Source organism: Jeotgalibacillus sp. 10bf12 (assembly GCF_055597105.1).
The window spans coordinates 1,281,222-1,298,350 of sequence record NZ_CP200276.1; the positions used below are offsets into that span (position 1 = coordinate 1,281,222).

General features: G+C 44.2%; 14 protein-coding genes. 7 read left to right on the forward strand and 7 right to left on the reverse strand.

The features are described 5' to 3' along the window. Window positions 1–23: 23 nt before the first annotated feature. Window positions 24–1,607 (reverse strand): acyl-CoA synthetase MbcS, encoded by a 1,584-nt coding sequence (gene mbcS / locus DH10bf12_RS06725; RefSeq protein ID WP_471737748.1) that lies wholly within the window; start codon window positions 1,605–1,607, stop codon window positions 24–26. A gap of 378 nt (window positions 1,608–1,985) precedes the next feature. Here mbcS and DH10bf12_RS06730 point away from each other — a divergent pair, with 378 nt between their 5' ends. The 5 genes from DH10bf12_RS06730 to ftsW all read left to right on the forward strand — a co-directional run bounded on the left by DH10bf12_RS06730 (window position 1,986) and on the right by ftsW (window position 8,022). Next, window positions 1,986–2,528 carry a sigma-70 family RNA polymerase sigma factor gene (locus tag DH10bf12_RS06730; protein ID WP_471737749.1) on the forward strand — a complete coding sequence of 181 codons (543 nt, stop codon included), beginning with the start codon at window positions 1,986–1,988 and terminating at the stop codon, window positions 2,526–2,528. After that, window positions 2,521–3,633 (forward strand): hypothetical protein, encoded by a 1,113-nt coding sequence (locus tag DH10bf12_RS06735; RefSeq protein ID WP_471737750.1) that lies wholly within the window; start codon window positions 2,521–2,523, stop codon window positions 3,631–3,633. The genes DH10bf12_RS06730 and DH10bf12_RS06735 overlap by 8 nt, the downstream gene beginning before the upstream one ends. 70 nt (window positions 3,634–3,703) lie before the next feature. Continuing rightward, window positions 3,704–4,333 carry a YczE/YyaS/YitT family protein gene (locus DH10bf12_RS06740; protein WP_471737751.1) on the forward strand — a complete coding sequence of 210 codons (630 nt, stop codon included), beginning with the start codon at window positions 3,704–3,706 and terminating at the stop codon, window positions 4,331–4,333. 148 nt (window positions 4,334–4,481) lie between these two features. Further along, window positions 4,482–6,782 (forward strand): bifunctional diguanylate cyclase/phosphodiesterase, encoded by a 2,301-nt coding sequence (locus DH10bf12_RS06745; protein ID WP_471737752.1) that lies wholly within the window; start codon window positions 4,482–4,484, stop codon window positions 6,780–6,782. A 106-nt stretch (window positions 6,783–6,888) separates the two neighbouring features. Then, complete coding sequence (ftsW, locus tag DH10bf12_RS06750; RefSeq protein ID WP_471737753.1) at window positions 6,889–8,022, forward strand: putative lipid II flippase FtsW; 1,134 nt, start codon at window positions 6,889–6,891, stop codon at window positions 8,020–8,022. A gap of 54 nt (window positions 8,023–8,076) precedes the next feature. On the opposite strand, the gene DH10bf12_RS06755 is transcribed toward ftsW, so the two are convergent. The 6 genes from DH10bf12_RS06755 to DH10bf12_RS06780 all read right to left on the reverse strand — a co-directional run bounded on the left by DH10bf12_RS06755 (window position 8,077) and on the right by DH10bf12_RS06780 (window position 14,679). After that, entirely contained in the window at window positions 8,077–9,411 is a 1,335-nt protein-coding gene (locus DH10bf12_RS06755) for an ABC transporter permease (protein WP_471737754.1), read from the reverse strand. Beyond that, window positions 9,408–10,100, reverse strand: a complete 693-nt coding sequence (locus DH10bf12_RS06760; protein ID WP_471737755.1) for an ABC transporter ATP-binding protein — start codon at window positions 10,098–10,100, stop codon at window positions 9,408–9,410. The genes DH10bf12_RS06755 and DH10bf12_RS06760 overlap by 4 nt, the downstream gene beginning before the upstream one ends. Before the next feature lie 71 nt (window positions 10,101–10,171). After that, window positions 10,172–12,157, reverse strand: coding sequence for a DUF6449 domain-containing protein (locus tag DH10bf12_RS06765; RefSeq protein WP_471737756.1), 1,986 nt, complete (start codon window positions 12,155–12,157; stop codon window positions 10,172–10,174). Beyond that, window positions 12,129–13,034 carry an ABC transporter ATP-binding protein gene (locus DH10bf12_RS06770; RefSeq protein ID WP_471737757.1) on the reverse strand — a complete coding sequence of 302 codons (906 nt, stop codon included), beginning with the start codon at window positions 13,032–13,034 and terminating at the stop codon, window positions 12,129–12,131. Before DH10bf12_RS06770 ends, DH10bf12_RS06765 begins: the two co-directional genes overlap by 29 nt. Continuing rightward, window positions 13,031–13,414 (reverse strand): GntR family transcriptional regulator, encoded by a 384-nt coding sequence (locus tag DH10bf12_RS06775; protein ID WP_471737758.1) that lies wholly within the window; start codon window positions 13,412–13,414, stop codon window positions 13,031–13,033. Before DH10bf12_RS06775 ends, DH10bf12_RS06770 begins: the two co-directional genes overlap by 4 nt. Before the next feature lie 284 nt (window positions 13,415–13,698). Further along, window positions 13,699–14,679 carry a nuclease-related domain-containing protein gene (locus tag DH10bf12_RS06780; protein WP_471737759.1) on the reverse strand — a complete coding sequence of 327 codons (981 nt, stop codon included), beginning with the start codon at window positions 14,677–14,679 and terminating at the stop codon, window positions 13,699–13,701. 313 nt (window positions 14,680–14,992) lie between these two features. Here DH10bf12_RS06780 and DH10bf12_RS06785 point away from each other — a divergent pair, with 313 nt between their 5' ends. Further along, entirely contained in the window at window positions 14,993–16,471 is a 1,479-nt protein-coding gene (locus DH10bf12_RS06785; RefSeq protein WP_471737760.1) for a glycoside hydrolase family 32 protein, read from the forward strand. Further along, on the forward strand, window positions 16,472–17,083 hold the full coding sequence (locus DH10bf12_RS06790) for a flavin reductase family protein (RefSeq protein ID WP_471737761.1): 612 nt from the start codon (window positions 16,472–16,474) through the stop codon (window positions 17,081–17,083). It abuts the gene before it with no gap. Window positions 17,084–17,129 lie beyond the last annotated feature (46 nt).

The window sequence follows — 17,129 nt, forward strand, 5'->3', positions numbered from 1 at the left end:
ATCGCTGTATACCCGGCATTTTTTTATGATTGCTGCTGTTCCTTCTGTCTCAATTCAATCCGGCGAATCTTACCTGAAGTTGTTTTTGGCAACTCAGTAATGAACTCGATTTGTCTCGGATATTTGTAAGGTGCAGTCATTTCTTTTGTATGATTCTGCAGCTCTTTTACAAGGGCTTCGTCACCAGTTGCATTGTCATCCCGCAGCACAACGTATGCTTTTACAATGCTGCCGCGGATCTCATCCGGTGCTGCAACGACTGCACATTCACGGACGGCAGGGTGCTTCAGGAGGGCATCCTCCACTTCAAATGGCCCGATCGTGTAGCCTGAGCTGATGATAATGTCATCACTGCGGCCTTCAAACCAGAAGTAGCCATCTTCATCACGTGATGCCTGATCACCTGTTAAATACCAGTCACCTCTGTAAGCAGCCTGTGTGCGCTCATGGTCATTATAGTATTCAGTGAAAAGGGCAGGGCAGTCTTTATGAACCGCAATATCCCCGACTTCTCCAGTCTTTGTCGGCTGGCCGTGTTCATCAATGATTTCAACATTATTACCAGGTGTTGGTTTACCCATTGAACCAGGCTTTACTTCCATCCCCTGAAGCGTTCCGACAAGCAGTGTGTTTTCTGTCTGGCCGTAGCCGTCACGTACAATCACGTTAAAAGCGTTTTTAAATGCTTCAATGACAGGACGGTTTAGCGGTTCGCCAGCTGATACTGCGCTGCGCAGCTCAGGCAGGTTATAAGAGCTTAAGTTTTCAAGCTTCGCCATCAGGCGGTACTCAGTCGGTGTACAGCAAAGTACGTTAATATTTTCTTTTTCAAGATACTCCATATAGGTTTCAGCGTTAAAGCCTCCGTGGTAGACGAATGCTGTAGCCCCCAGTGTAATCGTAGAGAGGAATGGACTCCAGATCCACTTCTGCCAGCCCGGTGCCGCAGTGGCCCACACAAGGTCACCCTCCTGTACGCCAAGCCATTCTTTTGCAGCGGTCCGCACGTGCGCATAACCCCATGCATGTGTATGAATAACCCCTTTTGGATTACCCGTTGTTCCTGATGTATAAGGAAGAAACGCTGTATCGTGACGTGAAGTCGGCTCACCGTCATAGTCAGTTGCCATTTCACCCGCAAGTGATTCAAGTGACTCCCAGCCGCTCTCTGTCCCACCAACAATGAATTTATTATGTAGTGCCTGAAGATCTTCATCGATTGCATTTACCTCTGAAGTTGTCTCATGGAACGCAATAACCCCTTTTGCATCTGAATGCTTCATGCGGTAAGCAAGATCCTTTTTACGCAGCATCTCAGAGCATGGAATCGCAACAATACCGGCTTTCAAACACGCAAGATAGCTCATATAAGCTTCTGGAATACGCGGTAAAATGATCAGTACTTTATCCCCTTTAGCAATCCCTTTGCTTTTCAGCGCAAGTGCGAACTGGTTTGTGCGTTCAACGAGTTCCTTGTAGGAAACGTCACGTCTGTTCTGTTTGTCATCAAGCCATTTGATTGCGATTCTGTGATCATCTGATGCAAACTGATCCAGTTCTTTTGCGATGTTATACTGCTCCGGTGCGATTAAATTTTCAGCATTCATACCCATTCCCCCGTTCGATATTCTCTGTTAGGCGATTGAACGCTCGCTCAGCGTACGTTCTTACTCTGATTATTGTAAACGTTTACAAAAACATTCGTCAAGATCGTTTTGGGAATTTTCAAACAAATAAAATCTGTAAAATAAATGAATCAGTGTTAAAATAACGATCGTCTAACTTGTACCAACTTAGATGAGAAAAGTCTATTTTGTTTTTTGTACAGCTGGTAATTCTCGCTGCAGGGGCTGCGGCAGGAAGGGACGTGTGAGGCCATGGCGAAGCCTGCGGGCTCACCGCCCGGCCACGGAAAGCGTCCCCCTGAAGCGGAGATCATCAGCCAATATAAACAAAGTAAACAATTTAAAAGAGGAAGTGAGTGAATGGATCATTCTTCTGTCAGAAAACGCGATGGCTTAGAAGCCGTGATGAACGAGTACGGCACAGCAGTTAAGCGGTTTATCTATACATATGTGAAGAATTGGGAGACAGCAGGCGACCTCTCCCAGGACGTATTTGTCACTGTCTATGAAAAGTGGGAAACGTTCGAAGGAAGATCGTCCATGAAAACGTGGATATTTAAAATTGCAGCAAATAAAGCAAAGGATCATCTGAAAAGCTGGAATCATAGAAAAGTCAGCCTGTTCGAGCATTCATTTGAAAACGAAAAAGCGGATCGGCTGACACTTGAAGAGGAAGCCGTACTGAAGGAAGAGAAGCAGCACCTCTTATCCATGATGATGGCGATGCCTGTGAAGTACCGTGAACTCTTACTTCTGCACTTTGAACATGAACTGTCCTATCAGGAAATCTCGGACATTTGCAGTCTGCCGGTTCCGACAGTCAAAACGCGGATCAGACGCGGCAGTGAAAAGTTGAGAAAGTCCTATGTATATCAGGAGAGGAGGGGAACTGGTCATGAGTAAACATAAGTTTCCGGATCGACTGAACTGGCCTGATCAATCAGCGTTTTCAAGTGAAGACAGAAATGCAGTGTGGAATAAGATTAAGCGTGGTGAGAAAAAACGGGCAGCAAAATGGCTTCCGTACAGTCTGTCTGCTGTTGCAGCGGCTGCAGCGATTTTTCTGATTGTGCATATCACGGGTGTGGAAGAGCAGGCGCCTGTGGATCAGCCGGAGGAAGAGGTTGAAGGGATTGAAGAGGCGGTTGAACCTGTTGAAGATAGTGAATCAGAGAGCGGTATAGATCTTCGTCAGCTGAATGAGGGTGATGAGATTAATGGCTGGATTGTATCAGAAGTTTATAGTGATAGAGTTTCGTCTGGTGTAGTTTTTAAAAAGAGTGTAGAAATAACGGGAGCTTTATATAACAAAACAATTGATGGTGAAAATAATGTTTTATTAAGACCAGAGGAGATTGCAGAGGATATTTTTCCTTTCGACCTTAGTGAGCAGGATATTATGCTCGCCGGATCAGGTCCATTTTCTCAGTCATTATACGGACTAAAAGGACAAACTAGCGCTCAAATGACCTTTTCTTCAGAATCACTCATGATCAGCTTTAACCCGGATGAAAGATTTTCTATCATGAGTGTAACGCTCTTCCCGGAATTCGGTCCTCCGCTCACAAGCATAGATCCAAACGCGATTGATGAAAATATTTATTTCAGCACACTATCAGAGTATGACGGCTTTGATCAGGAGGATGTTGAAATGAGCAGAAGGAATATGGAGAGGCACCAGAGTGATGATGAACTTGAAGGACTTTCGCCGGTAAACATCATCCGTATTATGAATGGCATGGCTGAAAAAGATCATCATTTGTTCTTTAGGGACCTATCAGACTTCGAGTCAGAAGCGGAATACGAGGAACTAATAGAAACGACTAATATCCTTTTAGAAGAGTTTGGACAGGATGAACTAATTGAAGTAATCTATTCAGAAAACATTGCTTATATTACTGGAACTTTAAATGATGGAGGACCTCTCCGCAGAATTAGTTTTACGCGTGAAGATCATAACTGGAAGATTACGCCTATGTCGTTTATCAGAGATAACTATCTTGAGTAACTTTTAGTGGTACGGACCTCTTCTCCATGTTAAGATATTCTGGTAGATCTTAAGAAGAAGAGGTGCAATCTTGAAAAAAGGTTTTATTATAGGGATGTTTTATCTGCTTGGATTACTGCTGCTGTCATTTGGAATCAGTACGATGATCGTTGCGGATCTTGGCGTTGGACCATGGGATGCATTGTATGTTGGATTATCAGAGACAATCGGTTTTACGGTTGGGACCTGGGTGTTTATACTTGGAATCATTTTGATTCTGTTAAATGGATATTTGATGAAGAAAATGCCGGACTTTCTGGCGATTATTACGATTTTCCTGATCGGCGTGTTTATGGACTTCTGGCTGCTCGTTGCATTTGCCGGAGTGGATGCACTATCAATGCCGGTTAGAGCAATGATGCTGGTTGCGGGTGTCTTAATTATTGCGCTTGGCATCACATTCTATCTTCAGGCGAATTTTGCGAGAAACCCGATTGACAGCCTGATGATGGCAATCAAGATGCGGACAGGTAAGAGTCTCGCATTCTCAAAAACGATTATGGAAGTCAGCGTATTAGTCATCGCATTTTTATTCGGCGGACCAATCGGACTTGGTACAGTGATTGTGGCATTTGGAATCGGGACATTGATCCAGCTGTTCATCACGCCGGTTACCAATACACGTAAACGCCTGACAAACGAAACAGAAGTTGTGCTATAGAGAATTAAGACCTGTTCTTAGAGAACAGGTCTTTTTTTATTAAGTTTATACTGTCAAATTTACATTTAATTGTTATTGACTAAATATTCACATCACGTAAAATAAATAAAAAGTACTATTTTTAGGTCTAGAGATTGGGGGTGGGGGTATGAAGATTCAAACACAGACATTTGTCGTGATCGCCGGCAGTATGTTTTTATTTTTGATTTTACTGACCACTTTTATCAGACCGATGCTCTTGTCGGATGCATTGGCCATGGATGAAGAAAGCATGCACAGGGATATGGAACGGATTGATAATGCGATCCGGATGGAGCAGGACCTCCTCACCCGCTTGAATCAGGACTGGGCGCAATGGGACGATATGTATGAGTTTGCTTCTGGAGAACGGTCGGGTTTTGTCGCTTCAAATGTAGATGAAAATACATTTATGAATAATCGGATCTGGCGAATGGTGGTTGTCAGTGATGAAGATGAAGTGCTGCTGGATCGGAGCTACGGCTTGAGAGAGGAAGCGGAGCAGCTCAGTAATCTGTTAACTGCACTGACGCCCTCGCTGAATAATTATTTAATTAGTACTGAGGATTCATTTTTTATTGTGTCAGTACAGCGGATCCTTCCGACATCAGGAATTGGTGATGATGAAGGAAAGGTCATTCTTGTAAGAGATATCAGTGGGGATTATATCAAACGGCTGGGGTATGATCTGTCTCTTGATTTAAATGCAAACACCGGAGCCGGTACCGAACAAAAACGGTTTGTCAGAACGGTCAGCGAAGAGCGGATGGAGGGTCAGCTGACCATTCAGAGTACAAATGGAGACAGTCATCTGATACTTACCATCGATAAACCCCGCAACTATTATCTTTCAAAAAGAGATGTGATTACAAATTTTGTTTTATATTTACTTGTACTGTTAGCAGTCATTGCAATTATTTTATATCTCATGCTAGATAGATTAATGATTTCAAGAGTAACGAGCCTTTCGAATCAATTAAATCAGATCCGTCAGACCAGAGAGATCAGCTCCAGGGTGAAGTGGAAGATGCATAACGGTGATGAAATTCACCACCTTGGCAAATCAATCAATGGGATGCTTGACTCAGCTGAAGAAACTCATAAAGAAATCACTGAGATGGCGCTTCATGATCAGTTAACCGGATTGCTGAACCGGTATGGTGTAATAGAAGCTTTTCACAGGTTAACGGATCATAAGGAAACTCATATTGCCTTTATGTTTTTTGATCTGGATGGATTCAAGCGGATTAATGATTCACTTGGACATAAAATGGGGGACACGCTGTTAAGAAAAGTGGCGAACCGTCTGACCGATTTTGTTGATCATGAAAATGAAGTGATTGCAAGAATGGGCGGGGACGAATTCCTGCTGCTTGTTCACAGTCCGGATCCTGACCACCTGCAGCAGCGCGCAGCATATATGGTGCGTGAACTGAAGCAGAATTATGAACTGAGTGATATTAAGACATTTGTTACCTCAAGTGTAGGTGTGGCAGTCTATCCGGATGACGGAGAATCGTTTGATGAAGTGCTGCAGGCTGCAGATATCGCGATGTACGAAGCAAAACGTAAGGGGAAGAACCAGGTCGTCTACTATCACAGTCTCGCAGAGGATCTCGAATACAAAAATACCCTGACGCTTGAAAATGATCTGAAATTTGCGCTGCAAAATGGTGAGCTTTATTTGGACTATCAGCCGATCTATACAGGTTTTAAAGAAAGTATGACAGGTGTTGAAGCATTAATCAGATGGAATCATCCGGTAAAAGGAAGAATTCCGCCAAACGTGTTTATCCCGATCGCTGAAAATGGGAGCTTTATCAGTGATATCGGTGAATGGGTGCTTGAAGAAAGCATCAAGCAGGCAGTGAGCTGGCGTGAGAGTGGGCTTGGTCAGATCGGTGTCGCTGTAAATGTCTCCAAGATGCAGATGAGAAACAAGAACCGCTTCCTGAAGAAAATGGATCTGTTACTTGAACAATACCAATTTCCACCTGAGCAGCTGCAGATTGAGATTACGGAAAGTGATATTTTCTTTTTTGATGGTGAGATTATTGAGTTCGCTAAAGAGCTGCGGGAAAAGGGGGTCAGAGTTGCACTTGATGACTTTGGTGTTGGGACCTCGACCTTATTTAACCTGAAAAACATGCCTGTGAACGTTGTTAAAATTGACCGTTCATTTATTCATCAAGTCCCTTCAGAAGCGTTTGATTGCAAGCTGTTAAAAGGACTTTATCAGGTGCTTGAAGGCATCGGCATGTACGTGATCACTGAAGGGGTTGAAACAGCGGAACAGGCTGAATTCATCAGACATCACAGCAATTCGAAAATTCAGGGCTATTACTTTGGCAGACCAATGAAGTCTGAGCAGATTGCACTTTTACTACAGCAGGAATTAGCTTATCATGAGACCGCTTCTGATCTGAAATGATCAGAAGCTTTTTTATATCTAATTGCCTGAATCCGGCGTATCATGTAACTTTTCTAAGTTTCATACGAACTAATGGCTTTACGACACTGTGCTTAAGGAGAAGAAGATGAAGAAGCTGTTACATTCGTTTCATTTACCATTATTGATTTTCACGATCGGGCTTGGTTCGTTCGGGCTTGTGATGGTCTATAGCGCAAGTTATTTTATTGCACTGGAAGCAACCGGTGATGCAGCCTCCTTTGTAAAAAGACAGGGGTTATGGTTTGTGCTGGGGCTTGGCGTGTTTTTCTTTGTCTCTATGTTCAAATTCACTGCTTATAAAAAGCTGATGCCGCTCATTTTGGCCATCACTATTTTTGCATTGCTGCTGATTTTTATTCCGGGCGTCGGAACTGAACGGAATCAGGCACTGCGCTGGATCTCAATCGGACCGCTTGTCATCCAGCCATCTGAGCTCGCAAAGATTGCAATTCCTTTGTACGTCAGCTTTTTACTGGTACATAAAAGAGATCAATTACATGATTTTAAGAAAAGCATTTTACCTTCAATGATTGTCGTACTGGTGATTGCCTTTTTAATTATGCTACAGCCGGATCTTGGAACGGTCATTTCACTTGCGGCAGGGTACCTTGCGTTATTGATCGCGGCCCAGGTGCCGATTAGGTATCTGCTGTTATTTGGAGCGGGGGGTGTGTTGTCAGTCACCATTCTGGCTATTACAAGCCCATACAGACTCGAACGGTTAACAAGCTTCAGGGCGCCATTTGATGATCCGGACGGAGCGGGTTATCAGCTGATTCAATCATGGACAGCAATGGCAAACGGCGGCTTTACAGGAGCAGGCTTTGGGGAGAGTGTGATGAAGCTTGGCTATCTGCCTGAATCACATACAGATTTTATTATTGCGATTATTGCTGAGGAGTTCGGTTTTATCGGGACAGGCGGTGTTATTATCGCATTTGCAGCGTTCCTTGTGATCGGATTTTCTATTGCGATGAAATCTGTACATCCTGTCGGACGGATTCTCGGTATCGGGATTACGATCCAGATTGCCACTCAGGCGATTATGAATCTTGCCGCAGCAGGCGGTGTCATGCCGATTACGGGCATTCCGCTGCCGCTTGTCAGCTATGGCGGCAGCTCGTTATTGATTACCATGACGCTGCTCGGTATTTTGATGAACATTCACAGAATGACCTATAATCAGCAGGTAAGGGAAGAGATTCAGGAAGCTGCATAGGTTGACTGAAAAACGAGGCTGACGTTCCTGGGGACGTCAGCCTCGTTTCATGATTTACACTTCGCGCCTCATTGCTTTTAACACGTCAATTTCAGTCGCACGCTTCGCCGGTCTTAAGCCGGAAAGCATTGTCACCGCGAGACAGATCACGACCGCAATCAGCACAAGGCTGAATGGAATCGATGAAAACTGCAGTCCTGCAGGCAGTTCTTCTCCAAAAGCAGCTTCAAGAATCATTGGCAGCACCAGGTTGACCCCGATACTGATGACATAAGAGACTGCAATCCCGATCAGCGCACCAACAAGCCCGATATACGTGCTCTCAAGCAGAAAGATCCGCTTAATGACTTTAGGGCTCGCACCAATTGCTTTCATAATACCAATGTCAGGCGCTCTTTCAGTTACAGCCATCGTCATCGTATTGAAAATCCCTATTGATGCGATCAGTATCGCAATTGTACCGATAAAAATCAGACCGGCTTTTGCAATATTAAACAGCGTATTGATCTGACCCATTTCACTGACAATCGAATACACAAAGTATCCTTCCTCTTCAAGAGAAGTCATCACACTTTTAACAGCTTCAAGATCATCTGCATAGACAGTGGCATTGTCATAGCCGGTATCTTCCTCAGCCTCAGCAGGATCAGTCAGCATCGCTTTTGACGTACCGGTAATCCCTTCAAGCTCGGCAAGCTTTTCATCAGTAATGTACACGCTCTGGTCCCATGCCCACTCACGTCCAGGCTTTTCAAGCACACCGGTCACTGTGACAGGAACCGTTTCAGTGATTTCCTCACCGTCTTCTATACTTTTAAACTCAAGATCAAATGTCTGTCCGATGATATCACCTGAAAAACGATGCTCAGGGATCAGGTGACCGTCTTCTCCGTATTCCGCTTCTTCAGGGTTAATATTATCCTTCATCAGGTTCAAAGCAAAATGATAGCCGACCGCTACCTCATCTTTTGATGCAGGAATAACACCTTCACCCAGCTCAATCCCGGCGTTTTGCATAGAAGGGAAGTGGCTCTGAATCGTCTGTGTATTGATTTCATACCCCTCTGTCACGTAACGTGTTTCCTGTCTGATCTGCTTATGGCGGGTGACCGCATTCACACCTTCAAGCGTTTCAATTTCAGCGATGTTTTCATTGGTGAGATTCTCGACATTTCCATTTCCAGTGTCTTTACCTGCAACTTCAATCTGCGTAACATCAGGAGATTCAATCGTATCTTTTATGACTGTGTCGTGCAGCCCAAACGCAACAGAGGCAAGCACGATCAGGAACGCTACGCTCATTGCAGAAGCAAGGATCGTCATAAATACACGCATTCTGTTTTTCTTCATATTCTGCCTGATAAAGCGGAACTGGTCTTTCAGCTTCATACGAACACCCCGCTTCGAATCAGTTCGCCGTCAGCAATTTCAATCGTGCGATCACCGATCTTTGCCACTTCATCATCGTGAGTAATAATCACAAACGTGATGCCGCGTTCTTTATTCAGCTTTTTAATAAATACCAAGAGGTCAGCTTCCGTTTCACTATCAAGACTTCCGGTCGGTTCATCCGCTAAAATCAGCGGCGGCTCAAGAATCAGGGCTCGCGCAATACTGACACGCTGCTGCTGACCGCCTGAGAGCTCACTTGGATAATGGTCCTTGAAGTTCTCAAGCCCGACTGTCTTCAGCATATCAAGCGTCATCTGCTTTCTTGCCTGCTCAGACATTCCTTTTAAAATCAGCGGCAGCTCCACATTTTCATACGCCGTCATACTCGGAATCAGCTGAAAGCTTTGAAAGATAAAGCCCATGTTTTTCAATCTGAAATCAGCAAACTCTGCCTCTGTAAATTCGCTGACCTTTTCATCTAAAATGACAATTTCACCTTCAGAAGGACGGATAAATCCACTGATCAGATTTAATAATGTAGATTTACCTGATCCACTCCGTCCGATAATGGAGACAATTTCTCCTTCAGCAACATGAAAAGAAATATCTTTAAGTACATCCAGGCGGGACTGCTGACCCTTTTTACCCAGCGTGAAATGATGACTGATCTGGTTAATTTCGATCATAATAACACTCCTTTTTCTCATTTTTGGCATAAATAAAGAAGGGACCCTGAAAACAGATCCCTTTCATTCAATTAGTCGAACTGGCTTGTGATAAATTCCGGTGCTTCAGACTCATCTATGCTGAGGAAACTGTAGCCATCATTTACACGGTAGAAAATCACATAGTCTCCGTAGCTCTGAGTAGAACCGAGGTCAAACAGCTCTTCAATCTGTGCTGAATCAGTGATTGTAAACGTCTGCATACTCAATTCATCCGGTGAGAGCTGATTCTCATATACCACTGAATCCACTTCCCGCATGAACTCATCTCCGTTCGATTTTGCTACCGTCACTTCTTCCAGGTTCTCAGGGAGAAATAGTGCATCACCGTAGCCATTTTCATTCATCCATTCGATTGTATTCTCGTGGTCTTTTGTAATCCCGGCATAATAATCATACGGCAGATTCATTGAAAACTGGATTTCGCCGGCAGACTTTGGACTCCAGTCAAGTGCCAATTCCTCAGAAGGAAGGACCTCAAGATCAGCCTTCATTGCAGCGATCAGTTCCTCCATTTCTTCCTCATCGGCAATTCTGATTGGCTCACCGTTACCTGCTGAGTAAAACATGATGTAGTTCAAATTATCTCTCTTAGTAGCTAAATAAACTGGATCATACGCTTCTTTAAAAGCCTGTGTACTTCTTAATTCCAGCGTCACTTCTTTCAAAAAGTCATGATTCACATTGTATTCTCTTGATAGCGTACTGCCATCTTCAAGGGTATAATCAATCGTTACCGAGCTCCAGTCACCTGACAGTCTGTTATATGCGTGATCAATCAGCTGATCGTGAACAGCAGTGACCATTTCAATCGATTCAGTATCAGTTAATGAAGGAGTTTGCATACCTTCAACGTACATATAGTTATTTCGTGAATTCGGACTTGTGATCTCAACCGATTCCACTGCACCTGCTTCAGGAACCTTATTTTCATAAAATCCTGCTACAAGGTTTACCGGGATAATCAGCAGCGTAATCACTACGGCGTAGACAACAAAGCCTTTCCATGGCCACGATAGGCGCAGCGTTTTCTGAAGGATCATCTGCAAAATGGTGTAGGCAATAAACGCACCAAGCACGTAACCGACAATCGTCCACATAAAGCTGCCCTGCTGGATTTCGGTAAAGTAAAACCCTGAGATCAGCATGACGAACAGCGTCAGACTATACAGGAACACATAGCGGAAAAACGGAAACACAATCGTCTGATCGGTTGATTCAGAAGGACGCTTCGCATAGGACAGATACGAGAAAGCGACAAGTGCAGCCGCAATCAGCGTATAGATGAGATATTCAAGCAGGCTAAACGGCGTCTGCGTTAATTCAATCAGCCGGCCGAAGAAAATCCCATTTGTCAGCAGGGTTTCCGTGTAAGTCGTCAGCGCAAGACCTTTTACGTAGTACTGCAGATTCGTCAGTGCCAAAAGAATAATCAGTGCCGGTACTACAATTACTGTGTAAGTCAGCGCCCCGTGAATCAGCGCATTTCCTACAAAAATGCCAATCGCAACTGTCACAATAAACATAAACAGCATAATCAGATAAGACAGCCCGATCCAGCTGAAAATATCAGAAATTGCATAGAACTGATCCGTCAGGAAAGGGTACAGTATAGCTGTCAGGATGCCTGTAATCACAAGCGGTACAAAAAGCGTAATCGCCCCTGTAATATACACATTCGTCAAGATTGTTCCTCTCTTAAAAGGAAGGCTGTGGAAGAAATCCGTTGCTGATTTATTCGTCATAAAATTCAGCAGGATGATGCCGATCAGCACTGGAAATGAGCAGAATGCCATCAGCTGGAAAGGAATAGAGAATTCAAACAGTGGATTCAGGATTCCTTCATAATCAGCGTACCCGCCGAAAAACTGATCATTTCTGAGTGTCATTTCACGGATAAACATACTGAGCGGCAGCATAATCACAAGCGCAAGTGATAAGAATACGCCGATCCATGTCACAGCTCTCAGCTGCTGTCTGAATAGCCCTTTATTCCACAATAAGATTCCGGATTTCATAGCCAACACCTCCCAGCTCATAAATAAAGATTTCTTCAAGCGTCAACGGCAGTAAATCAAAAATCGCCGGATTGAAGCTTTCAACATACGGAAGAATTTCTTCCTCGCGTCCCTTTACAATAATCAGCAGCACACTGCCGCGCTTCTCGTAATGAAGCACATCAAGCCCGCTCAGGAAAGCCTCTTTTTCAGGCAGCTTCTTAAACGCGATCTGAAGCTTATGAATATCTGTTTTCAATTCATCCAGATCCCGCTCAAATAACAGTCCGCCATTATGCATAATCCCGACGTAATCACAGAAATCCTCCATCTCACGCAGGTTATGTGAAGACACAATCAGCGTCAGCCCACGGTCCGCCACATCCTGCAAAATCGCATTCTTCATCTGCTGGCGCACAACCGGATCGAGTCCATCAAACGGCTCATCCAAAATCAGCACATCCGGCATCGCAGAGAGGGTAAGGATAAACGAAGCCTGTCGCTGCATGCCCTTAGACATCCGTGTCAGCTTCTTATCAGGATTCATTCTGAAATGCTTCGTCAGCTGCTGAAACCGCTTTTCATTCCAGCGCGCGTACACTTCTTTATAAAAACCCGCCATATCATTCAGGGAAGTCTGGTGCAAAAAGTGCGGCTGGTCAGGAATAAACAGTACATGCTGCTTTGTTTCAGGTGTTTCAAAAACCGCCTTGTCAGCAATTTTCACTTCACCGCTGTCATATTTATAAATGCCGGCAAGTATTTTAAGGAGGGTCGTTTTCCCGGCGCCGTTTGATCCAAGCAGTCCATAAATCGATCCCTTTTTCACATGGAGTGTGAGATTCTCAACAGCCTGCAGATCATCAAAACGTTTATTTACTGCGGTTGCCTGAATCATTTGTCACCCTCCCTTTCTTTTACATCAATTTTCTGAATCAGATGAATGAGATCTTCCTTCGATCCGCCCAAAAATAAAAACTCACTCACAATTTTTTCTAAGTCCTGTCTCAGCATCTCCAATCTCTCCTCATTCCCATCATTCTGTAACGGCGCCACAAAACTTCCTTTTCCAGGAACGGAATAAATAAATCCCTCGCGCTCAAGCTCACGGTAGGCTTTCTGAATCGTATTCGGATTAATCGTCAATTCCTGTGCCAGACTTCTGACAGACGGCAACTGCTCATCCTGCTGCAGCAAATCCCGGATCATCAGTGTCTTCAGCTGATCCATCAGCTGCTCATAAATCGGCACCCGGCTGCGCGTATCCAACGTAAACATCCGCACCCTCCTCCAAATATTAGTGTATTACCTGTACTACTTATTGTAATACGGTTGATACGGGTGGTCAATACTATTTTTTGTAATTATTTTTTGCCCTTGATGCAGTTGGGAAACTGGTGGGGTTGGGTTTGTGGTTCGACGTTCAACAAAGTGTGTTCGAGAGTAAACTTCAATTGTTCGACGTTTAATGCCGCAGGTTCGACACTAAATTCCAATGGTTCAACACTAAATGGTGAACGTTCGCCACTTCGGGTATTTAGACTCATACAAAAAAGCGCCAATTAATTGGCGCGAAAGGGTTTTTTCATACGATAGAATCTCTTGCTGGTCTTATAGAACGGTTCTAATCCGGCATTAAGCATCAGAATTCTTGCTGTTCCGGGACGAGATAATTTCAATATCATGCGTGTGTGCTTATTCGCAATAGAATCAGATACAAAAGTGAGGTAAACAAATAGAGTATCCAGGTAAGTTTCATCGTCTGGCTCTCTGCATATTAGACAACGAAATCGCCGTCCTGTCCAGGTGCAGGACAACTCAGAACAATGCTTACACCACACGCCCGATATAAGCTGACTTTGATGTATGTTGAATCTATTAAAGGTGTGATAGATTTTTTCATTCACAGTATATGTTTTTAAAGATTCAGCAAGTTGAAGTAACTTATCAGGAGTAATTTTCGGGTCAAAATTCGCTTCGCAAAGTTCTCTCAATTTCATTGTAAACCTCTCAACCCGGCAAATTTCTTTGGGCAGAAGTGTACTGGAACCTACAGCTTCTAAATGGACACTGGAATGTGTAAATGGAATTAAAGAATAAATGGGGAGGTCAATGTTCATTTTTTTAAAAATCTGAGATAAACCTTTTTGATGTCGTGCAGTTTGAAGTGAAGGATGAGTGGAAGTAAAAATAGAGCCATCGGGTTCATGACGATACATCTGTTCGTTTTCCAGATCTAACTTCACGTGACCTTTTAAATGCTTTGTTTCGATTGTTAATGCAAAAGAGGGTGTTAACACTAAATGGTCGATTTGAATTGTTTCACCGTCATAAGGAAAGATGAGGTTTAAACCAATCAGAAATTCATCAGATCCAAAAGGGAGAAGTAGCTGGTCAACACGCTTTTCGCCAAACTCACCAGCTTTGATGATAGAGGCTTCTTTTAAAAGTGCAGTTTTAGCGGGGTGGTCATCCGGCAAATGTCTTGAGAGAAGTTCATATGCATGCGCACGGATTGAAGGTTTTCTTTCATAAAAAATCAATAGTATTTCCTCCAATTCTATTTAGTTTCACTTATCATATATGATTCTTGTGTGAATTACACGAGTTATTTCAAGGTGTCATTGAATGTACTATGCTAGGTAAATATACCCGAAGTGTTGAAGTTTGATTATAAGCGTCGAACATTCAGCAATGAGTGGCGAAGATAGGATGGTGAACGTCGAACATTATGTGTTAAGTGGCGAACACCCAATGTTAAAGAGCGAACACACACAACCCCCAAAACCCCCAGTTACCCAACACCATCCAACTAAGTGCTAAAATAAACCCAACAACTCGAAAGCAGGTGACGTTATGGAGAAGGAGATTCAAATTGCAGAGGCGTCGATTCAGGAGAAGGAACGGGAGGCGCAGGCGCATCACTGGTATTCAAGGTTTCATGTGGCGCCGCGGGCTTATTGGATGAATGATCCGAATGGTTTTTCTTATTTTAATGGAGAGTATCATTTATTTTATCAGCATCACCCTTTTTCGCCGGAGTGGGGGCCGATGCATTGGGGACATGCGGTGAGCCGTGATTTAGTTAACTGGGAGCATCTTCCTGTTGCGCTTGCGCCGAGTCTGCCGGAGGATGCAGATGGATGTTTTTCAGGCAGTGCAATTGAGATAGACGGAAAGCTGGTTGCGATGTACACAGGGAATGTGTGGACTGGTCCTGACCATGACACGGATCTGAAGCAGGTGCAGATGATTGCGGAAAGCAGTGATGGCATTCATTTTACAAAGTGGGAAAAACCGGTGATCACTGAGGCGCCTGAAGGTGATATTCATCCGTTCCATTTCAGGGATCCGAAGGTATGGCAGCATGATGGTACATATTACTGTGTGCTTGGGTCGAGGACGAAGGATCATACGGGACAGGTGCTCCTTTACAAGTCAAATGATCTTCAGAAATGGGATTTCGTTGCCGTTTCAGCGAAAAAAGAGGAGAATGGCGGATTTATGTGGGAGTGTCCGGATTTCTTTCATTTAGGGGAGAAGGACGTACTCGTGATGTCGCCGCAGGGCGTGAAGCCTGAGGAGAACAACTTTCATAACCTTCACCAGGCTGTATATGTCTTTGGGGAGCTTGATTATGAGACCGGGAAATTTACACATGGAGATTTTTATATGCTGGATGCAGGTTTTGACTTTTATGCGCCACAGACACTTGAGGATCCTGAAGGCAGGCGCGTGATGATCGGCTGGATGGATATGTGGGAGAGTGAGATGCCGACTCAGGCGCATGGATTTTGCGGTGCAATGACGATTCCACGCGTGCTTGTACCTGATGGAGATCGTCTGCTTGTTCAGCCGCTGCCGGAGCTTGCTGAGCTGAGAAAAGAAGAGATTTACACTGAAAATGAATCCATTTCAGCTAAACGAACGTTTGATTCAGTTAGCGGCACATGCATTGAAATGAAGCTGGAAGTAGATGTGAAGGATACCGATGCTTTTCGTGTAAACTTCCGCTGCGGCAATGATGAAAAAACGGTTCTTGAATGGTCCAGACAGGAATCTATAGTCACGCTTGATCGTACAGCATCCGGGGTGGGTGTCAGTGGGACGAGAACAGTGGAAGTGAAGGATCAGGATCGCTTAATATTGCACTTTTTCCTTGATCAATCATCAGCTGAGATCTTTATCAATAATGGTGAAGCAGTTATGACGGCACGTATTTATCCGGAAGAAACGTCAGACGGAATTGAGTTTGAGGCTGAGGGAAAGGCTGTCATTGAGCGGCTTTGGAAGTGGGATTTGAATTCAGCTTTTTCGTCAAAAGGAGGAGTTTAATTGCTAACCATCAATCCCGAAAACCAATCAGAACGCGATAATTATAAGCTGCTGACAGGCGGAATCATTCCCCGCCCGATCGCATTTGTGACCACTGAATCTGAGACAGGTGTATTGAATGCAGCGCCATTTAGTTATTTTAATATTGTATCTGCTGACCCGCCGATGATTTCGGTCTCTGTTCAGCGGAAAGCAGGTGAACAGAAGGATACGGCACGCAACGCTGAGTTTAAGAAAGAGTTTGTCGTTCATATTGTGGATGAGTCCAATGTTGAAAAAGTGAATCAGACTTCTGCCAATCTGCCGGCTGATGAGAGCGAAGTAGAGCTGGCTGGACTGACAACGGTAGAGAGCGTAGCAGTGAGCGTACCAGGCTTGAAGGAATCCAGATTCAGAATGGAGTGCGTGCTTGAGCAGAACGTTCAGCTGGGCGGACATAATGATAAGCCAGCTGCAGACTTATTGATCGGCCGTATTGTGCGGTTTCATATTGATGAAGCAATTTATGTAAAGGGGCGTATTCATGCCGATGAACTGAAGGCTGTGAGCAGGCTCGCCGGCAGTAATTATGCGAAGCTCGGTGAAGTATTTTCGCTCGAGCGGCCGAAATAGTGTTGATGATGACCGGGGAGCGGGGATGCTTCCCGGTTTTTTGTTT